General features: G+C 70.6%; 19 protein-coding genes and 4 tRNA genes. 10 read left to right on the top strand and 13 right to left on the bottom strand.

Going from position 1 to position 22,713, the window contains the following annotated elements; all coding sequences use genetic code 11:
* Positions 1–32 precede the first annotated feature (32 nt).
* A complete protein-coding gene (locus tag ACI2L3_RS27920) occupies positions 33–578 on the bottom strand; it encodes a hypothetical protein (RefSeq protein WP_404755127.1) in 546 nt (181 codons plus the stop codon).
* Between the two features lie 167 nt (positions 579–745).
* Positions 746–1,096, bottom strand: a complete 351-nt coding sequence (locus ACI2L3_RS27915) for a metallopeptidase family protein (protein ID WP_404755126.1) — start codon at positions 1,094–1,096, stop codon at positions 746–748.
* Between the two features lie 71 nt (positions 1,097–1,167).
* On the opposite strand from ACI2L3_RS27915, the gene ACI2L3_RS27910 reads away from it, so the two are divergent.
* The 4 genes from ACI2L3_RS27910 (at position 1,168) to ACI2L3_RS27895 (ending at position 3,083) form a co-directional block, all read left to right on the top strand.
* Positions 1,168–2,718 carry a metallophosphoesterase gene (locus tag ACI2L3_RS27910; RefSeq protein ID WP_404755125.1) on the top strand — a complete coding sequence of 517 codons (1,551 nt, stop codon included), beginning with the start codon at positions 1,168–1,170 and terminating at the stop codon, positions 2,716–2,718.
* 80 nt (positions 2,719–2,798) lie between these two features.
* Positions 2,799–2,871, top strand: a tRNA-Glu gene (locus ACI2L3_RS27905).
* A gap of 39 nt (positions 2,872–2,910) precedes the next feature.
* Positions 2,911–2,985: transfer RNA gene (locus ACI2L3_RS27900), tRNA-Asp, on the top strand.
* Positions 2,986–3,009: 24 nt separating this feature from the next.
* A tRNA-Phe gene (locus ACI2L3_RS27895) sits at positions 3,010–3,083 on the top strand.
* Between the two features lie 326 nt (positions 3,084–3,409).
* Here ACI2L3_RS27895 and ACI2L3_RS27890 read toward each other — a convergent pair.
* From ACI2L3_RS27890 to ACI2L3_RS27875, 4 genes are all read right to left on the bottom strand, one after another.
* Positions 3,410–4,531, bottom strand: a complete 1,122-nt coding sequence (locus ACI2L3_RS27890) for an ABC transporter permease (protein WP_404755124.1) — start codon at positions 4,529–4,531, stop codon at positions 3,410–3,412.
* 38 nt (positions 4,532–4,569) lie between these two features.
* The gene (locus tag ACI2L3_RS27885; RefSeq protein WP_404755123.1) at positions 4,570–5,424 is read right to left on the bottom strand and encodes a cytochrome c biogenesis CcdA family protein; all 855 of its coding nucleotides are present in this window, start codon (positions 5,422–5,424) and stop codon (positions 4,570–4,572) included.
* A complete protein-coding gene (locus ACI2L3_RS27880; RefSeq protein ID WP_404755122.1) occupies positions 5,421–6,212 on the bottom strand; it encodes a DsbA family protein in 792 nt (263 codons plus the stop codon). Before ACI2L3_RS27880 ends, ACI2L3_RS27885 begins: the two co-directional genes overlap by 4 nt.
* Positions 6,213–6,301: 89 nt before the next feature.
* Positions 6,302–6,673, bottom strand: a complete 372-nt coding sequence (locus tag ACI2L3_RS27875) for a hypothetical protein (protein WP_404755121.1) — start codon at positions 6,671–6,673, stop codon at positions 6,302–6,304.
* A gap of 83 nt (positions 6,674–6,756) precedes the next feature.
* On the opposite strand from ACI2L3_RS27875, the gene hrpA reads away from it, so the two are divergent.
* The 3 genes from hrpA to ACI2L3_RS27860 all read left to right on the top strand — a co-directional run bounded on the left by hrpA (position 6,757) and on the right by ACI2L3_RS27860 (position 11,633).
* A complete protein-coding gene (hrpA, locus tag ACI2L3_RS27870; protein WP_404755120.1) occupies positions 6,757–10,737 on the top strand; it encodes an ATP-dependent RNA helicase HrpA in 3,981 nt (1,326 codons plus the stop codon).
* Between the two features lie 95 nt (positions 10,738–10,832).
* Positions 10,833–10,907 (top strand) — tRNA-Asp (locus ACI2L3_RS27865).
* 471 nt (positions 10,908–11,378) lie between these two features.
* Entirely contained in the window at positions 11,379–11,633 is a 255-nt protein-coding gene (locus ACI2L3_RS27860; RefSeq protein ID WP_404755119.1) for a DUF6274 family protein, read from the top strand.
* Between the two features lie 467 nt (positions 11,634–12,100).
* Here the strand turns inward: ACI2L3_RS27860 and bldC are convergent, their stop codons facing one another.
* Together bldC and ACI2L3_RS27850 are read right to left on the bottom strand one after the other, a co-directional pair.
* Positions 12,101–12,307: a developmental transcriptional regulator BldC gene (gene bldC / locus ACI2L3_RS27855; protein WP_003949541.1), complete on the bottom strand. Its 207-nt coding sequence runs from the start codon at positions 12,305–12,307 to the stop codon at positions 12,101–12,103.
* A 454-nt stretch (positions 12,308–12,761) separates the two neighbouring features.
* A complete protein-coding gene (locus ACI2L3_RS27850) occupies positions 12,762–13,595 on the bottom strand; it encodes a hypothetical protein (RefSeq protein ID WP_404755155.1) in 834 nt (277 codons plus the stop codon).
* Positions 13,596–13,747: 152 nt separating this feature from the next.
* Between ACI2L3_RS27850 and ACI2L3_RS27845 the strand changes: the two genes are divergently transcribed.
* Both ACI2L3_RS27845 and ACI2L3_RS27840 read left to right on the top strand, forming a co-directional pair.
* Positions 13,748–14,824 (top strand): Leu/Phe/Val dehydrogenase, encoded by a 1,077-nt coding sequence (locus ACI2L3_RS27845; protein ID WP_404755118.1) that lies wholly within the window; start codon positions 13,748–13,750, stop codon positions 14,822–14,824.
* Positions 14,825–15,141: 317 nt separating this feature from the next.
* Positions 15,142–15,399, top strand: coding sequence for a DUF3073 domain-containing protein (locus tag ACI2L3_RS27840; protein ID WP_344522176.1), 258 nt, complete (start codon positions 15,142–15,144; stop codon positions 15,397–15,399).
* Positions 15,400–15,516: 117 nt separating this feature from the next.
* On the opposite strand, the gene purM is transcribed toward ACI2L3_RS27840, so the two are convergent.
* Together purM and purF are read right to left on the bottom strand one after the other, a co-directional pair.
* Positions 15,517–16,590 (bottom strand): phosphoribosylformylglycinamidine cyclo-ligase, encoded by a 1,074-nt coding sequence (gene purM / locus ACI2L3_RS27835; RefSeq protein WP_404755117.1) that lies wholly within the window; start codon positions 16,588–16,590, stop codon positions 15,517–15,519.
* Between the two features lie 36 nt (positions 16,591–16,626).
* Positions 16,627–18,153, bottom strand: a complete 1,527-nt coding sequence (purF, locus tag ACI2L3_RS27830) for an amidophosphoribosyltransferase (RefSeq protein ID WP_404755116.1) — start codon at positions 18,151–18,153, stop codon at positions 16,627–16,629.
* Positions 18,154–18,368: 215 nt separating this feature from the next.
* Between purF and ACI2L3_RS27825 the strand changes: the two genes are divergently transcribed.
* Entirely contained in the window at positions 18,369–19,826 is a 1,458-nt protein-coding gene (locus ACI2L3_RS27825) for a sulfatase (protein WP_404755115.1), read from the top strand.
* A gap of 512 nt (positions 19,827–20,338) precedes the next feature.
* Here the strand turns inward: ACI2L3_RS27825 and ACI2L3_RS27820 are convergent.
* The 3 genes from ACI2L3_RS27820 to ACI2L3_RS27810 are packed head-to-tail and all read right to left on the bottom strand — an operon-like array spanning position 20,339 to position 22,710.
* The gene (locus ACI2L3_RS27820) at positions 20,339–21,205 is read right to left on the bottom strand and encodes an META domain-containing protein (protein ID WP_404755114.1); all 867 of its coding nucleotides are present in this window, start codon (positions 21,203–21,205) and stop codon (positions 20,339–20,341) included.
* Between the two features lie 55 nt (positions 21,206–21,260).
* A complete protein-coding gene (locus tag ACI2L3_RS27815; protein WP_404755113.1) occupies positions 21,261–22,061 on the bottom strand; it encodes a sterol carrier family protein in 801 nt (266 codons plus the stop codon).
* A 10-nt stretch (positions 22,062–22,071) separates the two neighbouring features.
* Positions 22,072–22,710, bottom strand: coding sequence for a TetR/AcrR family transcriptional regulator (locus ACI2L3_RS27810; protein WP_404755112.1), 639 nt, complete (start codon positions 22,708–22,710; stop codon positions 22,072–22,074).
* Between the last annotated feature and the right edge of the window lie 3 nt (positions 22,711–22,713).

Here is a 22,713-nt window from a genome sequence, read left to right as displayed (position 1 = left end):
CCCCACGAAAACCCCTCTCACCTGCACATATGTCACTGGGGGCCCGCCTGGGGCGACGGCTCGCGCTCCACGATCTCCGCGTTCCGCCGCTGGAGCTGCGCGCCCTGTCCCGACCCCTCCGAGGACGACGGCTCCGGAGTGGTCGGATCGGGCGTCGGGGTGGGCGTGGGCTTCGGCGGCTCCGGTGCCGGGGTGGTCCGCGTCGGGGTCGGATTCGGCCGGGTCGGGGTCGGCTGCCCCGGCCTGCCCGGCTTCGCCGGCCGCTCGGAGGCTGCCGCCGTGGAGGACTCCGCGGGCTTCGCGGCCCCCGCACCGGCCCGGTCCTCGCGTGAGGACCCGCCCCCGCCCTTCTGCTTCCCCTTGTGCCGCCCGCGGCCCGGCGCGTGCTCACCCCCGGACGCCACGTCACCGCCCTGCGTCACGGGGTCGCCGTCGGGCGCGGCCGCGCCACCGCGCCGCCCCGCGGAACGGTCGGGCGCCGGAGCGTTCCCGTCGTCACCGATGCTCATGCAGCCCGCGGTCGCCGCTACGGCCACCACGACCGCGGCCCAACGGACGGGAACGTTCAGCTGGCGCACGGCCGAGCACCTCCTGAGGCGCTGAGAATCGAGACGCCCTGCCCAACTCCCGCGGCCCGCAAGAGGACACGGAGGGCGCGGAGGGCGCACCCCCCGACCGCCCGGCCCCGGACACCGGGGCGGGCCCCGCGCTCACCCGTACCCGGAACCCGCCCGCGGCCCGGCGCTCACCCGTATCCGAGCGCGTGCAGCCGGTCGTCGTCGATGCCGAAGTGGTGGGCCACCTCGTGCACCACGGTGATCTCCGTCTCGGCGACCACGTCCTCGCGCGACTCGCACATCCGCAGCGTCGGACCGCGGTAGATCGTGATGCGGTCCGGCAGCACCCCGGCGTACCACTCGCCGCGGTCGGTCAGCGGAGTCCCCTCGTACAGCCCGAGCAGCTCGGGATCGTCGGACGGCGGCTCGTCCTCGACGAATACGGCCACGTTGTCCATCAGCCGGGTCAACTCCGGCGGAATCCGGTCGAGAGCCTCGCCGACCAGTTCCTCGAACTCCTCGCGCGTCATCTCCAGCACACCCCCATTGTCAGCCACACCGTCCGCCCCGTCCCGGCATACCCGCACCCGCACTTGGGCATACGGGACCAATGGCACGCGGCTTCACGGTCGTTCTCCAGGGCGTACGACGGGCGGGCGGCGCCCTCGTGGGCCACTACCGCGCTCACCGCACCCACCCCACCACCGAACTGATCAGTCCACCGCACCCGTACGCCCGCGCCCTGGGCCTGATCACGGTCGTCGTCCTGGGCGCCTGGCTCGGTCTGCTCGTCGTCGGCAGCGTGCGCGCGCCCGTCGGCCCGATGGACACCCGTATGACGCTCCGCCCGTCCGTCTCCGGCGGCACGAAGATCAACGTCTCACCGCTCGGCGCCCTGGAACTCCGCTCCCACGTGGCCCCCCTCCGCCTGGACGTCGACGTGGACCGCCTGGACCCGGTGCGCTCCCAGGCCCTGGTCGACCACCCCGAACGGCTCTCCGGCCTCCAGGAGGAGGTCGCGCGCGACGTCGGCCACGGCACGCTCGACCTGGCAGTACGCTCCTGCGTCGCCGTCGTCTCCGGCGCCACGGCCCTCGGCCTCGCCGTCTACCGCCGCCCGCGCCGCGCGCTCGCCGCGGGCGGTCTTGCCCTCGTCCTGCTCGCCGCCTCGGGCACGGCGGCGTACGCCACCTGGAACCCGAAGTCCGTCCTGGAGCCGAAGTTCTCGGGACTGCTCAGCAGCGCGCCCTCCGTCGTCGGCAACGCCCGCAGCATCGTCAGCGAATTCGACATCTACCAACAGGAGTTGGCGCGCCTGGTCACCAACGTCACCAAGCTCTACGACGTGACGTCCACGCTCCCCGCGTACCAGCCGGACCCCACCACGATGCGGGTCCTGCACGTCTCGGACATCCATCTGAACCCGGCGAGCTGGAAGATCATTTCTTCCCTCGTCACCCAGTACGACATCGACGTCATCGTCGACTCGGGCGACACCATGGACCACGGCTCGGCCACCGAGAACGGCTTCCTCGACCCCATCGAGGACCTCGGCGCGCCCTACGTGTGGGTGCGCGGCAACCACGACTCGCTCACCACCCAGCGCTACCTGGAGCGCTTCAAGAACGTTCACGTCCTCGACGAGGGCCGCGCCGAGACCGTCGCCGGCCTGCGCTTCGCCGGCATCGGCGACCCGCAGTACACCCCCGACCGCTCGGAGAAGGCCGAGGGCGACTCGGTGGAGCACATGGCGGGCATACGGCTCGCCTCCGCCCTGCGCGCCGAGCGGGCGGCCGGCACGCCGGTCGACGTGGCCGTCGTCCACAACCCGACGGCGGCCCGCGAGACGGACGGCGAGGTCCCGCTGGTCCTCGCGGGCCACGTCCACCACCAGGAGATGGAGGTCATGGACGAGGGCACGCGGCTGCGCATCGAGGGGTCGACGGGCGGCAGCGGGCTGCGCGCGGTCGAGGGCAAGTACCCCGATCCGGTCGATGCCTCCGTGCTCTACCTGGACCGTACGAGCAAGCGGCTGCAGGCCTGGGACGAGATCAAACTGGGCGGGCTCGGGCTCACGAAGGCCGAGGTCAGCCGCCACCTCCCCAAGGAGAACCGCCCCGGCGCACCCTCCTCGCCGGCCGCCCCGTCCCCCTCCGGCTAAACCGTTTTGGCGATAGCTCCCCGCATCCCATATGCTTCTCACGTCCCCGACGCGCTGCAAAGCGCCCAGGCGGGCCCTTAGCCCTCATCGTCTAGTGGCCCAGGACGCCGCCCTTTCAAGGCGGTAGCACGGGTTCGAATCCCGTTGGGGGCACGCAACACCTTGTGCGAGACTGGTGCTCGCACAAAGCTTGGTCCTGTGGAGCAGTTTGGAGTGCTCGCCACCCTGTCAAGGTGGAGGCCGCGGGTTCAAATCCCGTCAGGACCGCTTGCGATTCCACGCGGATCGCGTGGCTGGGTAGCTCAGTTGGTACGAGCGATCGCCTGAAAAGCGATAGGTCGCCGGTTCGATCCCGGCCCCAGCCACCTCTCACAGAAGCCCTGCCCTTCCGGCGGGGCTTCTGCCGTTTCCGACTCCGCGCCGCCCCGCGGGGGTAGGAGCACCAAGCCCGCCGCTTCGCGGCGGATGCATCCCACCCACCCGCCCGTGCACCCCGCGACGCAGCTGCCAGGTAGGGGCAAGGACGGGAGCCCCCACCGGGGCGCAGCCGCACACGCTCCCGAGGGGGTGTGGGGGTATGTGCGAACGGAGCACCGAGCGAACTCTGGCGTCTTTGGACTTGAGGCGTGACGCAGGGATAGCGAGTACGCACATACCCCCGCGCCCCCGCCCCCGAGCCGGACAGGAAGCGCTACCCGGCGTGAGCGGGAGACGACGTGCGGCCGCCCGGGTGGCGGTGGCGCCATACCCAGAACACCGCGCTGGAGAGCAGCGCCCAGCCGCCCAGCACCAGGAACGGGAACGCGTGCTGGTGGCCGCCGAAGTAGACCGCCGTGTGCTGTGCGTTGACCGACGCCCCCGGCGGCAGCCACTGGCCGATGTGTCCGAGGACGGACGGAAGCAGCGGCCAGGACACCGCGCCGCCGGACGACGGGTTGCCGAGGAGCACCATCAGGCCCCACGTCGGCAGCATCGCCCACCGCCCGAACATCGTGTTGAACATCGTGAAGACCATCCCCGACGCGAACATCGTCAGCGCCAGGATCAGCCAGGACTCCACGAAGGGCAGCCGCACCGCCCCCAGCCACCAGTCCACGACCGCCGCGATGACGAACGCGCCCAGCAGGGCGTAGAGCACCGTGAAGCCGATCCGCTCCGCCGGATTCAGCCCGCGCGCGTGCACGCTCAGCTGAATGGCCCCCACGAAGCCGATGATCACGGCGGCCAGCGAGATGTAGAAGATGGCGAGGCCCCGGGGATCGCCTTCCTGCAGCGGTTTGATGTCCTTCACCGCCACCGGTACGCCGACCTTCTCGCCCACCTTGGGCGCGGTCTCCGCCAGCACCTGCGCGACGGACGCGCCGGACGCCCCGGAGACGTCCAGCGTCACCTTCTCCCCGCCCCCGCCCCCGTCCCCGCCGCCGCGCGCCACGTCGAGGACCGCGAAGACCTTCTGCTCCTCCACGTCCCGCAGCGCCGCCGCCCGGTTGTCGTACCGCCGCACCTCCAGGGAGGCGTTCAGCGCCTTCTCCATGCCGCCGAGGAACGCCTTGCCCCGCTTGGAGTCCGGCGCGTCGACCACCGCGGTGGGGATGTGGTGCGGGGTCGGGTTCGCCATGGAGTACGTGTACGAACCGGCGAAGAGCCCGGCGGCGGCCGCGAGGATGAACACCAGCACGATCGCGGGCAGGAAGGGCGACTTCTTGAACGCGTCCCACCGCTCGCTCCGGGTGGGAACGCGTCCATGCGCCCCGTGCGCGCCCTGGGCCTCACGCTGCTGCTGCTCCTGCTGGTCCGGCTCGTGATCAGGCATACGAACACGCTAAACCAAACACCGCATAAGCAGCCTTCTCACTCAGCGTGCGACGCATCCGGCGAAACGGACTCCTTCCGCCTCCGCCAGCCTCGCACCGCGAGCACCACGCCCACCACCCCGACCACCCCGGCCAGCAGCACCGCGTCCGGCACCGAACGGCCGACCCCGCCCGCCCACTGCTCCACGGCGAACGAGTCGTCCACGTCCAGCAGACCGGGCAGCGCGGTCGTCCCGTCGTAGGCCAGGAACAGCGCGCCGAGCGCGACGAAGAACAGTCCCGAAAGCAGCGACGTCGTGTGCAGCTCGAACCGGCCGAGCCGGAACGTCCGCCCCCGCAGCCACCCGCGCCGCCCCAGGTCGAACCGCTCCCAGAGCAGCGCGAGCAGGAAGAGAGGAACGGCCATCCCCAGCGCGTACACGGCGAGCAGCAGCCCTCCGTAGACCGGGCTTCCGCTCACCGCGGCGACCGTGAGGACGCTGCCGAGGATCGGCCCCGCGCAGAACCCGGCGAGCCCGTACACCGCCCCCAGCGCGTACACGGAGAAGGCGGTGGTCGGCCGGATCCGTCCGGACAGCTCGGCCATCTTCCGCGAGGCGAAGCCCATGCCGAGGATCTGCAGCACGCCGAGCCCGATGATGAGCCAGCCGGCGGCGAGCACGAGCTGGTCGCGGTGGCCGAAGAAGAACCGGCCCGCGTAGGACCCGGCCGCGCCGAGCGGGACCAGGGTGGTGGCGAGTCCGGCGTAGAAGATGCCGGTCCGCACGACGAGGCGCGAGGCCGAGTCGATGGAGTAGGCGAAGAAGGCGGGCAGCAGCAGGGCGCTGCACGGGCTGACGAGGGCGAGCAGGCCGCCCAGGAACGCGGCGAAGTACCCGACGTCGGCCGTCACTCGGAGCCGCCCTTGCCCGCACCCTGGCCCGCGGCGGACCCGCCCTTGCCCGCGCTCTTCGCCTGTTCCGCCGCCGCCTCGATCGCCTGGTCGAAGACCTGGTCCGGCTGGGCACCCGAGATGGGCCGGCCGTTGACCAGGAAGGACGGCGTCGAGGCGGCGCCGAGGCCGTACGCCTCCTCCTGGTCCTTCTTCACGGCGGCCCTGGCGGCGTCGCTGTCCAGGTCCTTCACGAACCGGCCGACGTCCTTGACCCCGGCCTCCCGCGCCAGCTCCTTCAGCCGTCCCTCGCCGAAGCCCTTCTCCTTGGACCCGTCGGCGTACGCGGCCTCGTGGAACTGCCAGAAGCGGCCCTGGCGCCCCGCCGCCCACGCGCCGCGCGCGGCCCGCTCGGAGTCCTCGCCGAAGATCGGGAAGTTGCGCCATTCGATGCGCAGGGTGCCCTCGTCGACGTACTTCTTGACGAGGCCGGGCTCGGTGTCGCGGGCGAACTTGCCGCAGAAGCCGCACTTGAAGTCGGCGTACTCGACCATCACGACGGGCGCGTCCGCACGGCCCTGGGCGAGCGGGTCCCCGGCGTCGCGCCGGGCGAGCTTCTCCAGCTCGGGGTAGACGCCGTTCTGCGGGTCGGCGGAGACGTCGGCGGCGGCCTCCTCCTTGACCGTGCCGCGCCCGGCGTCCTCCGGCTTGGTCGCGGTGTACGAGGCGACCCCGAGCAGCACCGCGGCGACGGCGACACCCGCGCCGATCGCGATGTTGCGGCTCTTCTTGTTGTCGTTCTTGGGCATGGGTGTGCTCTCTGCTCTCTCTGTCCTGGTGTGCGTCTCGCACGTCGATGTGGGAGGCCCCTGCGCCACGTAGGAACGTGGGGGGCCTCCTACACGCGTAGGACGGAGAGCTCCATCGGTGACGGCGGGTCCAGCGCGGGCGGCGCGCGGACCGGCGACAGCGGCAGAACGACCTGGCCGGCACCGCACGCGCCGGTCGCGGCGTGGGCGTCGTACAGCGCGGGAAGCAGCTCGTACGAGGTACCGGAGCGCGCCGGCGTGCCCGGCACGTGGTCCGCGTCCTGCGGGCTTCCCTTGCCGCAGCCGGGCGTACCGCCCGCGTTCACGGTCACCGCCGTCGAGGTCCCCGCAGGGTCCGCCGCGGCCGTCGCGGTCCCGCCGCAGAGCAGCCCGAGCACGACGAGCAGCGCTGCCACCAGGGGGCACCACGGGTGCCACGGCGTACGCGCACGGGACGACATGCCCGGAATCGTACGTGCCCGGCCGCGTGCCACCGGAAATCGGTTCGCCACTGCCGAGTCGCGGGTGAGATCCTGGACGCCGTATGTCTACGCAGCCCGCCCTCGCCCTCGACACCCTCGCCGCCCGCCTCTCCGAGCTCTCGCTGCGCGACGAGCACCGGATCGGCCGGCGGCTGGAGGGTGCGCGCCGGATCCGTAAGCCCGAGGCCCGTGCCGCCGTCCTCGCCGAGATCTCGGCGGACGTGGAGAAGGCCGCGGCGCGGATGGCCGAGCGGGGCAGCAGGCTGCCCACGATCACGTATCCGCAAGAGCTCCCGGTCAGCCAGAAGAAGGACGCGATCGCCGAGGCGATCCGCGACCACCAGGTGGTGATCGTCGCGGGCGAGACCGGCTCGGGCAAGACCACGCAGATCCCCAAGATCTGCATGGAGCTCGGCCGGGGCGTGCGCGGGATGATCGGCCATACGCAGCCCCGCCGCATCGCGGCCCGCACGGTCGCCGAGCGTGTCGCCGACGAGCTGGACACGCCGCTCGGCGAGGCCGTCGGCTGGAAGGTCCGCTTCACCGACCAGGTCGGCGCGGACACGTACGTGAAGCTGATGACGGACGGCATCCTGCTCGCCGAGATCCAGACGGACCGCGAGCTGCGCGCGTACGACACGATCATCATCGACGAGGCCCACGAGCGCTCGCTCAACATCGACTTCCTGCTGGGTTACCTGGCGCAGCTCCTGCCGAAGCGCCCGGACCTGAAGGTCGTCATCACCTCGGCGACCATCGACCCCGAGCGGTTCTCGCGGCACTTCGGGGACGCCCCGATCGTGGAGGTCTCCGGGCGGACGTATCCGGTCGAGGTCCGTTACCGCCCCCTCCTCGAAGAGGAGGGGGACGACTCCGACCGCGACCAGATCACCGCGATCACGGACGCCGTCGAGGAGCTGCAGGCCGAGGGGAAGGGCGACATTCTCGTCTTCCTCTCCGGGGAGCGCGAGATCCGCGACACGGCGGACGCGCTGAACAAGAAGAACTACCGGTTCACGGAAGTGCTGCCGCTGTACGCCCGGCTCTCGCACGCCGAGCAGCACCGGGTTTTCCAGCAGCACACCGGCAGACGCATCGTCCTCGCGACGAACGTCGCCGAGACATCCCTGACCGTCCCCGGCATCAAGTACGTGATCGACCCGGGCACGGCCCGCATCTCCCGCTACAGCCACCGCACGAAGGTGCAGCGGCTGCCCATCGAGGCGATCAGCCAGGCCAGCGCCAACCAGCGCAAGGGCCGCTGCGGCCGTACGTCGGACGGCATCTGCATCCGGCTCTACTCCGAGGACGACTTCCTCTCGCGCCCCGAGTTCACGGACGCGGAGATCCTCCGTACGAACCTCGCGTCGGTCATCCTGCAGATGACGGCCGCCGGCCTCGGCGACATCGAGAAGTTCCCCTTCATCGACCCGCCGGACCACCGCAACATCCGCGACGGCGTCCAGCTTCTCCAGGAGCTGGGTGCGCTGGACCCGGCCCAGAAGGACCCCAAGAAGCGCCTCACGCCGCAGGGCCGCAAGCTCAGCCAGCTGCCCGTCGACCCGCGCCTCGCCCGGATGGTCCTGGAGGCCGAGAAGAACGGCTGCGTGCGCGAGGTCATGGTGATCGCCGCCGCGCTCTCCATCCAGGACCCGCGCGAGCGCCCCGCCGAGAAGCAGACGCAGGCCGACCAGCAGCACGCCCGCTTCAAGGACGAGACGAGCGACTTCCTCGCGTATCTGAACCTCTGGCGGTACGTCCGCGAGCAGCAGAAGGAGCGCGGCTCGTCCTCCTTCCGCCGCATGTGCAAGGCGGAGTACCTGAACTTCCTGCGCATCCGCGAATGGCAGGACATCTACTCGCAGCTGCGCACGGTCGCCAAGCAGATGGGCATCCAGCTCAACGACGAGGACGCCCCCGAGCAGCACATCCACATCTCCCTCCTGTCCGGCCTGCTCTCCCACATCGGGATGAAGGACGTACGGGAGTCGAAGGAGAGCAAGGAGAAGGACCCCAAGCAGCGCGGCGGCGGGCGTAACGAGTACATCGGCGCCCGTAACGCCAAGTTCGCGGTCTTCCCCGGTTCGGCCCTCTTCAAGAAGCCCCCGCGCTTCATCATGTCGGCCGAGCTGGTGGAGACCTCGCGGCTGTGGGCCCGGGTCAACGCGCGCATCGAGCCCGAGTGGGTCGAGCCGCTCGCCCAGCACCTCGTGAAGCGGACGTACAGCGAACCGCACTGGGAGAAGGACCAGGCCGCGGTGATGGCGGTCGAGAAGGTCACCCTCTACGGCGTCCCGATCGTCACCGACCGCAAGGTGAACTACGGCCGCATCGACCCCGAGGTCTCCCGCGACCTGTTCATCCGCAACGCGCTGGTGGAGGGCGACTGGCGCACGCACCACAAGTTCTTCGCCGCCAACCGCAAGCTCCTCACCGAGGTCGAGGAGCTGGAGCACCGCGCGCGGCGCCGCGACATCCTCGTCGACGACGAGACGCTCTTCGACTTCTACGACCAGCGGGTGCCCGCGGACGTCGTGTCCGGCGCGCACTTCGACTCCTGGTGGAAGAAGAAGCAGCGGGAAGAGCCCGAACTGCTCGACTTCGAGCGGTCGATGCTGATCAACGAGAAGGCGGGGGACGTCTCCAAGGACGACTACCCCGACTCGTGGCGCCAGGGGCAGCTCAAGTTCCGGGTGACGTACCAGTTCGAGCCGGGCGCGGACGCGGACGGCGTGACCGTCCACATCCCGCTCCAGGTCCTGAACCAGGTCACGGACGAAGGCTTCGACTGGCAGATCCCGGGCCTGCGCGAGGACGTGGTCGTCGAGCTGATCCGCTCCCTGCCGAAGCCGATCCGCCGGAACTACGTGCCCGCGCCGAACTTCGCGCAGGCGTTCCTGGACCGTGCGGTGCCGTTGCAGGAGCCGCTGCACGTCACGCTGGCGCGCGAGCTCCAGCGGATGGTCGGCGTGCCGGTCACGCCGGACGACTTCGATCTGACGCGCGTGCCGGACCACTTGAAGATCACGTTCCGGATCGTCGACGAGCGGCGCAAGAAGCTCGCGGAGGACAAGGACCTGGAAGCCCTGAAGCTCCGCCTCAAGCCGAAGGCCCGCAAGGCGCTCTCGCAGGCGGCCGCGGCGACGGCGGAGCGGACGGGCGGCTCGGCGGTCGAGCGGGCCGGCCTCACGGACTGGAGCATCGGCACGCTCCAGCGCGTCTTCGAGACGCGCCGCGCCGGCCAGCCGGTGAAGGCGTACCCGGCGCTCGTGGACGACGGCACCACCGTCTCCGTACGCCTCTTCGACACCGAGGCCGAGCAGCAGCAGGCCATGTGGCGCGGCACCCGGCGCCTCATCCTGCTGAACATCCCGGTCAATCCGGCCAAGTTCGCCTCCGACAAGCTGACCAACCAGCAGAAACTCGCCCTGTCCGCGAACCCGCACGGCTCCATGCAGGCCCTCTTCGAGGACTGCGCGACGGCCGCCGCGGACAAGCTGATCGCGGACTTCGGCGGGCCCGTCTGGGACGAGGAGTCGTACCGCAAGCTCTTCGACAAGGTGCGCGCGGAGATCGTCGACACGACCGTGCGGGCGGTCGGCCAGGTCCAGCAGGTCCTCGCCGCCTGGCAGGCCTGCGAGCGCCGTCTGAAGTCGACGGCGAGCCCGGCACTCCTCCCCAACCTCGCGGACGTGCGGGAGCAGCTGAACACCCTCATCAAGCCGGGCTTCGTGACGGAGACGGGCCTGCGCCGCCTGGCGGACCTGATGCGGTACATGGTGGCGGCGGACCGGCGCCTGCAGCAGATGCCGACCAACGTCCAGCGGGACACCGCGCGCATGGAGAAGGTCCGCGAGATGCGCGACGAATACCTGTGGCTCCTCGAACAGCTGCCGCAGGGCCGCCCCGTCCCGCAGGAGGCCCTGGACATCCGCTGGATGATCGAGGAGCTCCGCGTCAGCTACTTCGCGCACGCGCTGGGCACGGCGTATCCCGTCTCGGACAAGCGGATCGTGAAGGCGATCGACGCCCTCGCCCCGTGATCGTCCCTGCACGGACGGTGAGTTCGACCGCCGGGCCTGCACTGCTGTAGAGTCCTGTCTCGCAGCACAACGCGCAAGCAAGTGCCGCGAAGCAAGGTCCTGTGGAGCAGTTTGGAGTGCTCGCCACCCTGTCAAGGTGGAGGCCGCGGGTTCAAATCCCGTCAGGACCGCAGTGAGAGTGAAGGGCCGCATCCAGTGGATGCGGCCCTTTCTCGTGTCGGCCGCGCCCGCGGCGGAGCCGCAATCAGACACAGCAAATCCCGTCAGGACCGCCGCGGGGGATGAGGGCCGCATCCCCAAGGGTGCGGCCCTCACTCGTGCCGGCCGCGCCCGCGGCGGAGCCGCAATCAGACACAGCAAATCCCGTCAGGACCGCCGCGGGAAATGAGCGCCGCACCCCCAAGGGTGCGGCCCTCACTCGTGTCGGCCGCGCCCGCGGCGGAGCCGCAATCAGACACAGCAAATCCCGTCAGGACCGCCACGGGAAATGAGCGCCGCATCCCCAAAGGTGCGGCCCCCACTTGCGTCTCCGAACACCCCCCGCGCGCGGCCCGTTCCCGTGCCCGCTTCTTGACTGCGTCACATTCCACCGGTACCCCGGACAGCAGGGAGCCGGCGGGAGGCTCCCCTGGAGGTGACGCATGTCCGCTTCTTCGGCGTCCGCGCGGCACGAGACGCGCGCCCTGCTCCGCGCCCACCTCGCGGCGGCCACCGGCTACCGCCACCTGACCCGGCACTGCCCCATCTGTCACCGGCTCCTGAGACTGGCCCTGGAGCCCTCTCAGCGCGTCTCCGAGGAGCACGGAGGCCCCGAGGCGGGTTTCGTGCGCGAGAGCGGCCCTGACGGGGCCGAGGCGGGCGGAGACGTCGAGGACGAAAGCCCCGGCGGCGCATGACCGCAGGGGACGCGCGCGGCCCGTCTCCCCTTTAGCGCAGGGGAGTTGGGTGCAACAAGATTCACGGCATGTGACGGGTGTCACCGAACTGGTTTAAGAAACCACGGAACTTACACCCGCCCTACAACAGGCCAATTTAATATGTGCAATTGCACTACCCCCTGGCGTGCTCCCCCGCACCCGTCGGCATCCCGCCGACGCCCCGCCAACACATCCGATCAACACGCCCCACCAGCGCATCCTCCGCGCACATGCGCGCACAAAAAAGATCGCGCTGGACCCGGCGGAGTCCAGCGCGATCGAACGACTCACCCATGTGTCGCAGGCGTGGATCCCGTTGGGGCGGGATCCTCGTCGTGTGTAGCCATATGTCGGACGTACGGCCAGGTTGGGGGACCTGGCAGCGGTGGTGCCCTTCGCCCGAGTTGTACGAGTTACTGCTGGTTGAGCGGTACTTCAGGCGTACGTCAGGCCTCGCTGCGCTGCTGCGGAATGCCCGCGAGCAGTGCGCGGACCTCAGCCTCGCGGTAACGGCGGTGTCCGCCGAGCGTGCGAATCGACGTGAGCTTGCCAGCCTTGGCCCAGCGCGTCACCGTCTTCGGGTCGACGCGGAACATCGTGGCGACCTCAGCCGGGGTCAGCAGCGGCTCGGCATCAGGGGTGCGAGCGGTCATGAGCGGCCTCCTCGGGAGAACCGAACCTTCTCGGTTCATTCCTCTAAATTCTGCACCTTGACCCGCGTTGCCCGAAATGGCGGACGCGAGTCGAGTCGGTTATAGGACGAACGGCTTGTCCTCGGCACTACAACTACACCATCCGTCCAGCCGCGTCGGCCAAACCGATGGAATTGCCCTCCCAGGTGTTCATCACCGACGGAAGCCGATGGACCATGCCATAGCGGACAGTCACGCCACAGTGACGATCAGTCACAGAGCGATCAGGAGTCAACAGACCCCCCATAGAGTGCAATGCTGAGCATTCCGCCCTTAGTTGGGCGGAAGGAGCCCTCCCCGGACTCCTTGTCCTATTTTGGCATGAGGAGGGGTGATGGGCGCAAGAGCCCCGTTAGTGCGGTCCGTCACGCTTGAGACAAAGGCCCGTATCGGGACCTACGTCCCGACGCCGCCCTCAGTTCGCGAACTGAAGCGCCCCGACCGCCCGCCACCGCTCCACGAGCCTCGCATACGCCTCGCCGGCCGCCTCGTCGTCGCCGTCGCGCAGCGCCTCGATCCCCTCGGTCACGTCGGCCGCCGAGTGGTCCTCGTCGAGCTCGTCGGCCGGCACCGCGTGCACGAGGCCTCCGTAGTCGAGCTCGACCAGCGAGCGCGGGTGGAACTCCTCCAGCCAGCGGCCGACGTCCACGAGCCCGTCGATGACCGGAGCCTCGTCCAGCGTCTCCCGCAGCGTCCGCAGACCGCGCGCGACCCGGCGCCGCGCCTGCACCATCGGGGTGCGGTAGCGCAGCACGGTCGGGTCGCCCTTCGCGTAGCACCGCTCCTCGTCGGAGAAGAGCACGAACCAGTGCAGCGGCACCTGCCACGTGGACGTACGGATCCAGGGGCGCGCGTCGGGGTTGCGGGCCAGCCACTGTTCGTAGTCCGCGGCCGTCTGGCGGCGGAGCACCGGCGGGAGCACCGCGTCGAGGACCGGCGCGGGCAGCTGCCCGGCCAGCTCCCCCATGGCCTGCCAGCCGCGCAGCCGGGTCCGCCAGGGGCAGACGCACAGCACCCCGTCGGCCTCCACGACGAACGCGTCGCCGCTCTCGTGCACCGGCACGGGCACCGGCGGCGTGGGCAGCAGGTCGGCGAGGGAGCGGCGGAGCTCGTCCTGGCAGGAGGGGAGGTCCTCGCGGCGGGCGTAGCGCTCCCAGTGGCCGCGCTCGGGCTCGGGGAAGGCGGCCAGCGGCTCGTACACACGCAGGTAGGACGCGTACGGGACCGTCACCGAAGACACCTTGGGCACGGCTGCTCTCTCCCCCATGGGTGGACTCGAAAACGTGATCCTCGACTCCGGGCGGTCAAGGTGGGTGGACAGCCTTTAGTCTCATGCCCATCGGACCCCGCCACCCGTACGGGAGTCCGCCCAACCGCCGCACTCGACCGGGAGTCACCACAGTGACCGAAGCAGACAACGGCGTCCTGCACACCCTGTTCCACTCGGACCAGGGAGGCCACGAGCAAGTAGTGCTCTGCCAGGACCGTGCCAGCGGCCTCAAGGCCGTCATCGCCATCCACAGCACCGCCCTGGGCCCCGCCCTCGGCGGCACCCGTTTCTATCCGTACGCGACCGAGGAAGAGGCCGTCGCCGACGTCCTGAACCTGTCGCGCGGGATGTCGTACAAGAACGCCATGGCCGGGCTCGACCACGGCGGCGGCAAGGCCGTGATCATCGGGGACCCCGAGCGGATCAAGAGCGAGGAGCTGCTCCTCGCCTTCGGCCGCTTCGTCGCCTCGCTCGGCGGCCGCTACGTGACGGCCTGCGACGTCGGCACGTACGTCTCCGACATGGACGTCGTGGCGCGCGAGTGCCGCTGGACCACCGGGCGCTCCCCCGAGAACGGCGGCGCGGGCGACTCCTCCGTGCTCACCGCCTTCGGTGTCTTCCAGGGCATGCGCGCCAGCGCCGAGCACCTGTGGGGCGACCCTTCGCTGCGCGGCCGCAAGGTCGGTGTCGCGGGCGTCGGCAAGGTGGGCCACCACCTCGTCGAGCACCTCCTGGAGGACGGCGCCGAGGTCGTGATCACGGACGTCCGCGAGGAGTCGGTGAACCGGATCCTCCACAAGCACCCGTCGGTGACGGCGGTGGCGGACACCGAGGCACTCATCCGCACCGAGGGCCTCGACATCTACGCGCCCTGTGCGCTCGGCGGCGCGCTCAACGACGAGTCCGTGCCGGTCCTGACCGCGAAGGTGGTGTGCGGCGCCGCCAACAACCAGCTGGCGCACCCCGGTGTGGAGAAGGACCTCGCCGACCGGTCGATCCTCTACGCGCCGGACTACGTGGTGAACGCCGGCGGCGTGATCCAGGTCGCCGACGAGCTGCGCGGCTTCGACTTCGACCGGTGCAGGGCGAAGGCGTCGAAGATCTTCGACACCACGCTGGCCATATTCGCTCGTGCAAAGGAAGACGGCATTCCGCCGGCCGCCGCGGCCGACAGGATCGCCGAGCAGCGGATGGCCGACGCGCGCTGAAAGTGACCGGAATCTGACGTTCCGGGGGCGCGCGACGCTTTGACAGGACTCCGTCGACGGACTCGGGGAGACAAGACTCACCCCCGTCGGCGGGTCGCCCGGCAAGAAGAGGTTAAAATCGCAGTTGACCAGCGAGGACGGGGCTCCTCGAGGGTCGTGCGCCGAGGCGCGTCCTGCGGGCGACGTACCGTATGGCCGCAGGAACAGGTACCGTGGAAGCCCTACGGACCGGTCTCTCCACGGAGAGCCCGTTCCAGATCATGAACGCGTGTCAAGACTCTGGGGCCGTCGAGCCCCGTATCCGAGGGGGTCGAGCCATGGGGCGCGGCCGGGCAAAGGCCAAGCAGACGAAGGTCGCCCGCCAGCTGAAGTACAGCAGCGGCGGGACTGACCTCTCGCGTCTGGCCAATGAGCTGGGCGCTTCGACTTCGCAACAGCCGCCGAATGGCGAGCCGTTCGAGGACGACGACGAGGAAGACGACCCGTACGCCCAGTACGCGGATCTGTATAACGACGACGAGGACGACGACTCTGCCGAAGAGTCCGGTCCTTCGTCTCAGCGCCGCGGCGCTTGACCTCGTTGAATACGCATTATTTATTTCCTACGCAGTATTCGCAGTTCTCATAGCAACTGCACTTCACCCGGTCCGGGGGCACCACCCCGGGCCGGGTTTTGTGCTGCTCCGTAATTCTTACTTCGCGTAGTCGCCGATCAGGGCGGCGCCCGTCGCGTGGTCACCGCGGTCGGTGATCTCGCCCGCGACCCAGGCGTCCACGCCGCGGTCCGCGAGGGTGGTGAGCGCCGCGTCCGCCGACTCCTCGGGGACGATCGCGATCATGCCGACGCCCATGTTCAGCGTCTTCTCCAGTTCGAGGCGCTCGACCTGACCGGCCTTGCCGACCACGTCGAAGACCGCGCCGGGCGTCCACGTCTCGCGGTCGACGATCGCGTGCAGGCCGTCCGGGATGACCCGGGCGAGGTTCGCCGCGAGGCCGCCGCCCGTGATGTGGCTGAAGGCGTGGACGTCCGTGGTGCGGATGAGCGCCAGGCAGTCCAGGGAGTAGATCTTGGTGGGCTCCAGGAGCTCCTCGCCGAGCGTGCGGCCGAACTCCTCGACGTGCCGGTCCAGGGCCCAGCCCGCGCGGTCGAAGACCACATGCCGCACGAGCGAGTACCCGTTCGAGTGAAGACCGGAGGCGGCCATGGCGATGACCGCGTCACCCTTACGGATGCGATCCGGGCCGAGCAGGCGGTCGGCCTCGACCGCGCCCGTGCCGGCGCCCGCCACGTCGAAGTCGTCCGGGCCGAGCAGGCCCGGGTGCTCCGCCGTCTCGCCGCCGACGAGGGAGCAGCCCGCGAGGACGCAGCCCTCGGCGATGCCCTTGACGATGGCGGCGACGCGCTCGGGGTGGACCTTGCCGACGCAGATGTAGTCGGTCATGAAGAGCGGCTCGGCGCCGCACACGACGATGTCGTCCATGACCATCGCGACGAGGTCGTGGCCGATGGTGTCGTAGACGCCCATCTGCCGGGCGACGTCGACCTTCGTGCCGACGCCGTCGGTCGCGGAGGCGAGCAGGGGGCGCTCGAAACGCTTGAGCGCGGAGGCGTCGAAGAGCCCGGCGAAGCCGCCGAGGCCGCCGAGGCCCGCGACCTCGGGACGCTGGGTCTTCTTGACCCACTCCTTCATCAGCTCGACGGCGCGGTCGCCCGCCTCGATGTCGACGCCCGCGCTTGCGTAGCTGGCACCAGTGGTCTCAGACATGACGGTGAGAACTTTCGTGTCGTACTGCGTGGGGTCTTACGGGCGACGGATCGCGTCGGCGGCGGCGGTGCTCGCCGGGCCCGCGGCCAGTTCCGTCTCCAGGAGCTGCTTGCCGAGCAGCTCGGGGTCGGGCAGGTCCATCGGGTACTCGCCGTCGAAGCAGGCGCGGCAGAGGTTCGGCTTGTCGATGGTCGTGGCCTCGATCATGCCGTCGATGGAGATGTACGAGAGGGAGTCGGCGCCGAGCGACGTGCCGATCTCCTCGATGGTCATGCCGTTGGCGATGAGCTCGGCGCGCGTCGCGAAGTCGATGCCGAAGAAGCACGGCCACTTCACGGGCGGGGACGAGATCCGGATGTGGACCTCGGCGGCGCCGGCCTCGCGGAGCATCTTGACCAAGGCGCGCTGGGTGTTGCCGCGGACGATCGAGTCGTCGACGACCACCAGCTTCTTGCCCTTGATGACTTCCTTGAGCGGATTCAGCTTGAGACGGATGCCGAGCTGGCGGATCGTCTGCGAGGGCTGGATGAAGGTCCGGCCGACATAGGCGTTCTTGACCAGGCCCGCGCCGAAGGGGATGCCGGAGGCTTCCGCGTACCCGATCGCGGCGGGGGTGCCGGATTCGGGGGTCGCTATGACGAGGTCGGCCTCGACGGGAGCTTCCGCGGCCAGCTTGCGGCCCATCTCGACGCGCGAGAGGTAGACGTTGCGGCCCGCGATGTCCGTGTCGGGGCGCGCGAGGTAGACGTACTCGAAGACACAGCCCTTGGGCTTCGCTTCCGCGAATCGGGAGGTTCGCAGTCCGTTCTCGTCGATCGCGACGAACTCGCCGGGCTCGATCTCGCGGACGTAGCTGGCGCCGCAGATGTCGAGCGCCGCGGACTCCGAGGCGACGACCCAGCCGCGCTCCAGGCGGCCGAGGACCAGCGGGCGGATGCCCTGCGGGTCGCGGGCCGCGTACAGCGTGCCCTCGTCCATGAAGACGAGGGAGAAGGCGCCCTGAACCTGCGGGAGGATCTTCATGGCGGCGTCTTCAATGGTCAGCGGCTTGCCGTCGTCGTCCACCTGGCCCGCGAGGAGAGCCGTCACCAGGTCGGTGTCGTTGGTCGCGGCGACCTGGGTCGCGCGGCCGTTCTCCTTCGGGAGTTCGGCGACCAGCTCGGCGAGCTGGGCCGTGTTGACGAGGTTGCCGTTGTGCCCGAGCGCGATGGAGCCGTGCGCGGTGGCACGGAACGTCGGCTGGGCGTTCTCCCAGACGGAGGCGCCAGTGGTCGAGTAGCGGGCGTGACCGACCGCGATGTGACCCTGGAGCGAGCCGAGAGAGGTTTCGTCGAAGACCTGGGAAACGAGGCCCATGTCCTTGAAGACGAGGATCTGGGAGCCGTTGCTGACCGCGATTCCCGCGGATTCCTGGCCCCGATGCTGGAGGGCGTAGAGCCCGAAGTAAGTGAGCTTTGCGACCTCTTCGCCCGGAGCCCAGACACCGAAGACGCCGCAAGCGTCCTGGGGGCCCTTCTCGCCGGGAAGCAGATCGTGATTGAGTCGACCGTCACCACGTGGCACGCCACCGAGTGTAGGCGAGATCGACCACTGGTCCGAATTGGGGATACGACCCCTGCACGGAGGGTGAGCGCGGCCCGTCGGAGGAGCCGTCGCGGCCCGTCCGCCGCGCGAGTACTTCAGACGTACGACAGGGCTGTGAACTGCGACGACGGCTTTGTGAACAGGTGCGGCGGCGCGTTGACGCCCCTTCCGGCGCCCCGCGAGGCTCCTGATCCATGCAGCCTCATGGATTGTCCCGGTCTTCGTCTTCTCGGTTGTCCCGGCGCTCCTTCACCGGCGGGGTGGCGGGCGCCGCCGTCGGCGTGGGTGCCGTAGGCGCCGCGACGCGGGCCGACGCCGCGCCCGGCGCCCCCGCCACGGCCCCCACCGAGCGCCCCTTCGCCGCCGCACGCGGGCGGCACTCCCGACGCCCCAACATCCTCTTCATCCTCGGCGACGACCTCGGCTGGGCCGATCTGTCCGCCTACGGATCGCCGCACATAAGAACCCCGAACCTGGACCGCCTCGCCCGCCAGGGCGTGCGCTTCACCGATGCCTACTCCGGCTCCGCGACCTGCTCGCCGACCCGCTTCAGCCTGTACACGGGGCGCTACCCCGGGCGTACGAAGGGCGGGCTCGCCGAGCCGATCGCCGACAAGTCCGTGGGCCTCGACCCGACCCACCCCACGCTCGCCTCATTGCTGCGCGACGCCGGGTACGCGACCGCGCTGATCGGCAAGTGGCACTGCGGCTATCTGCCCGACTACTCGCCCACGAAGTCCGGCTGGGACGAGTTCTTCGGGAACTTCGGCGGGGCCCTGGAGTACTACTCCAAGCTGGGGCTCGGCGGGGAGTACGACCTCTACGAGGGCGCCGTCCGGGAGGGCGACGCCGAGTACAAGGACCTGCGGTACTACACGCGCGTCCTGACCGAGCGGGCGAGCGAATACGTCCGGCGGGACCACGGCGAGCGCCCCTGGCTGCTCAACCTCAACTTCACCACTCCGCACTGGCCTTGGATCGCGGACGGCGACGAGGAGCAGAGCGCCGAGATCGTGCGGCGGATCAAGGCGGGCGACAAGGGCGCGCTCCGGCACCAGGACGGCGGCTCCGTCGAGAAGTACACGGAGATGGTCGAGGACTTGGACCGCTCCATAGGCGAAGTGCTGCGCGCGCTGCGGAAGTCCGGGCAGGAGCGGGACACGCTGGTGTTCTTCGCCTCTGACAACGGCGGTGAGCGCTTCTCGTACAACTGGCCGCTGTCCGGCAACAAGGGTTCGCTGAAGGAGGGCGGCATCCGCGTGCCGACCATCGTGCGGTGGCCGGCGCGACTCGACGGCGGGCAGGTCAGCGACGAGCCCGTCTACACGCCGGACTGGACGGCGACGCTCCTGGAGGTCGCAGGGGCCCGGCCGCACCCGGCGTATCCGCTGGACGGGACGAGCCTCGCCCCCTACCTCCTGAAGGGGGAGGCCGTCGCCGAGCGCGAGCTGTTCTGGCGGGTGCGCGGGGAGCGGGCGCTGCGCCGCGGGAAGTGGAAGTACTACCGCGGCAAGGGCGGTCCGGACCAGCTGTTCGACCTCGCGGCCGACCGGCGTGAGCAGGCCGACCGTGCCGCGGGCGAGCCGGAGCTCCTGGCCGAGCTGAGGGCGACGTGGGAGCGGACGGACGGGGAGCTGCTGGCGTACGGCTGAGCCCCGACGCGCCGTGCGGCTGAAGCCCCGACGCGCCGTAAGGCAGAAGCGTCGGCGCCGCACCGCTGAAGCCCGGGCGCCGTGGGGTCGAAGCCCAGGCGCCGCACTGCTGAAGCTCGGGCGCCGTGGGGTCGAAGCCCGGGCGCCGTGCGGTCGAAGCTCGGGCGCCGTGGGGCCAAAGCCCCGGCGCCGTGCAGCCGAAGCTCAGGCGCCGCACTGCTGAAGCTCGGGCGCCGTGGGGTCGAAGCTCGGGCGCCGTGGGGCCAAAGCCCCGGCGCCGTGCAGCCGAAGCCCGGGCGCCGTGCGGCCGAAGCCCGGGCGCCGTGGGGCCAAAGCCCCGGCGCCGTGCAGCCGAAGCCCGGGCGCCGTGCGGCCGAAGCCCGGGCGCCGTGCGGCTGAGGCCCCGGCACCCCAGGCGCCGCACCGCTGGAGCCCCGGCACCGGGCGGCTGCAGCCCCGGCGCGACCGGCTGGGCACCGGCGCCGGGCACCTGGAGTACCGGCGCCTTGCGGCTACTTCGCCGGCTTCGCGGATCCCTCGCGGTCCGCGTTCGCGCCGATCACCGTGCCGTCGGCGGCGGTGATCTTCAGGGTGCCCTGCTTCACCTCGTAGCGTGCCGTGCCGTCGAAGATCTTCAGGAGCTTGCGTTCCGTGGTCATCGCCTCGCCCTGGCACAGCTTCCGGGTGGTGGCGGGGGCGCCGAAGGTGATGCGGCCGTCCTTCGCCTCGGCCTTGGCGGTGACGTCGTTGCAGCCGAGGTTGCCGCGGACCTTGCCGTCCTCGAAGGTGAGGTGGACCTTGTCGGCCACGGCCTTCGGCAGGGACGCGGTGGTCCTCGCGTCGCCGACGGAGTTCACCTGCCACTTGGTGCCGGTTAGCGGGGCGTCGGGCTCGGCGGGCTGCGAGGTGAAGGCCACGCGGTCTCCCTTGGCGGTGGTGAGGGTCATGCGGTCGCCGGCGACCTTCGCGGTGAACTTCTGCTCGCCGAGGGCGCGCAGGGCGTTCTTCTCGAACGTCATGCGGCCGTCGTCCGTGCAGGCCCGCTTCGTCGTCAGCGGCTGCCCGAACTCCACGGTCCCGTCCTTGATCGTCACGTCGGCGCCGACCGAGTTGCAGCCGAAGCTGCCGCCGGCCCGGCCGTCCTCGCCGATCTTGAGGTAGGCGCCGTCCGGGGCGTCGTGCTTCTTGCCGCCCAGGGTGAGGCTCTCGACGTTCCAGCGGACGCCGGTGAGAGCCGCCCCGGTCTCCCCGGAGCTCTCCACGGACCGGCCGCCGGAACCGCCTTCGGAACCGGCCCCCGACTCGGTGCCGCATGCGGTGAGCAGCAGCCCGGCGGAGGCCAGCGCGGTCAGGGTGAGGGTCAGTCGCTGCGTGTGCATGACGATGTGACGGGACAAGTGGGGGTGCCGGTTCCATCACCCCCGCCGGCCGCGGCTAACCCATGATCGGCAGCAGCCCCGACAGGTCCGCCCGCTCCCCGCTCGCGCCGACCTGCGCCGCGTCGAGCGCCGTCGCCCAGTCCGTGCGGCCGGTCGCGAGGCGGATCCAGGTGAGCGGGTCGGCCTCGACCACGTTGGGCGGGGTGCCGCGGGTGTGCCGCGGGCCCTCCACGCACTGCACGACCGCGTACGGCGGGATCCGCACCTCGGTCGACGCGCCCGGCGCCTTCACCGCGAGGGCGTCCGCGAGCAGCCGGGCGCAGGCGGCGAGGGCCTGCCGGTCGTACGGGACGTCGAGGCCCGGCACCGCGTCGTTCAAGTCGTCGGTGTGGACGGTGAGTTCGACGGTCCGGGTGACCAGGAAGTCGCCGAGGGTCATGGCGCCGAAGCGGGACGGCACCAGGCGCTCGTCGGACGCCGCGGCCAGGGACTCCTCGATGCCGGAGAGGGTGCGGGCGAACAGCTCGTCGAGCTCCGTGCCCGCGCTCTCGGCGATGGCGCGGGTGTCCTCGTCGACCTGGGCCGCCGCGGTGACGGTCGCGAACGGCCAGTCCATGAGCGGCACTTCGTGCTTCTCCGGCTCGGGCATGCCCAGGTAGCGGTGGACGGTGCCGAGGACCATCGCGATGTGGGCCGCCAGTTCGTGCACGGTCCAGTCGCCGAGCCGGGTGGGGCGGGCCAGCTGCTCGGGGGTCAGGGTGCCCACCGCGTCCCGCACGTTCCCGAACTGGGCGAGGACGGCGGTGCGGATCTTGGCGGAGTCGTACGAGCGCGTGCGCTTCTTGGCCGGTGGCATGGAGCCGAGCCTAAGCGTTTTCGGGGTACCCCTGAAGTCCCTTTTCCACCAGATCGAAGGCGCGCTCGGCGGCCTCGGCGCAGTCCTTCGCGATCTCGTCGACCGGGACGCCGACGAGCGTGCGCTCGTGGTTCTCCATGATCAGCGCGTTCCTCGCGCCGATGAGCTGGGCGGCGGCGACCCGTGCGAGGAGCGTGTCGCCGGTCTCCTCGGCGAGGGCGTCCGCGAGGAGCTGGACGCTGCGCATGTGGAAGATCACCACGCGGTGCGCGAGCGTCGGTGTCTCCTTGATGAGCTGGCGCACCTTGAGGGTGCGCGGGTCGCCGCTGAGGCCGATCGACGGGTCGTGCCCGGGGATCTGCTCCAGGAACTGGCGGCGCACCGCGGCGACCGCGGACTCGTCGGGCCGCCGCTCGCGCACCGCGCGGGCCGGGTCCTCCGCGTGCTCCTCCATCGGGCCGACGATCACGCCTTCTTTGGTGCCGAAGTAGTTGAAGACGGTCATCTTCGACACGTCGGCCGCCTCGGCGATCTCCGCCACGGAGACGTGGTCGAAGCCCCGCTCGGAGCAGAGGTCCACGGCGACCTGCCAGATCCGCGCGGCGGTCTGCCGCTTCTTCCGCGCGCGCAGCCCCTGCTCCTCAGTCATGCA

This window comes from Streptomyces sp. NPDC029674 (assembly GCF_044903205.1).
GTDB lineage: Bacteria > Actinomycetota > Actinomycetes > Streptomycetales > Streptomycetaceae > Streptomyces.
This window is presented reverse-complemented; position numbering and strand designations above follow the sequence as displayed.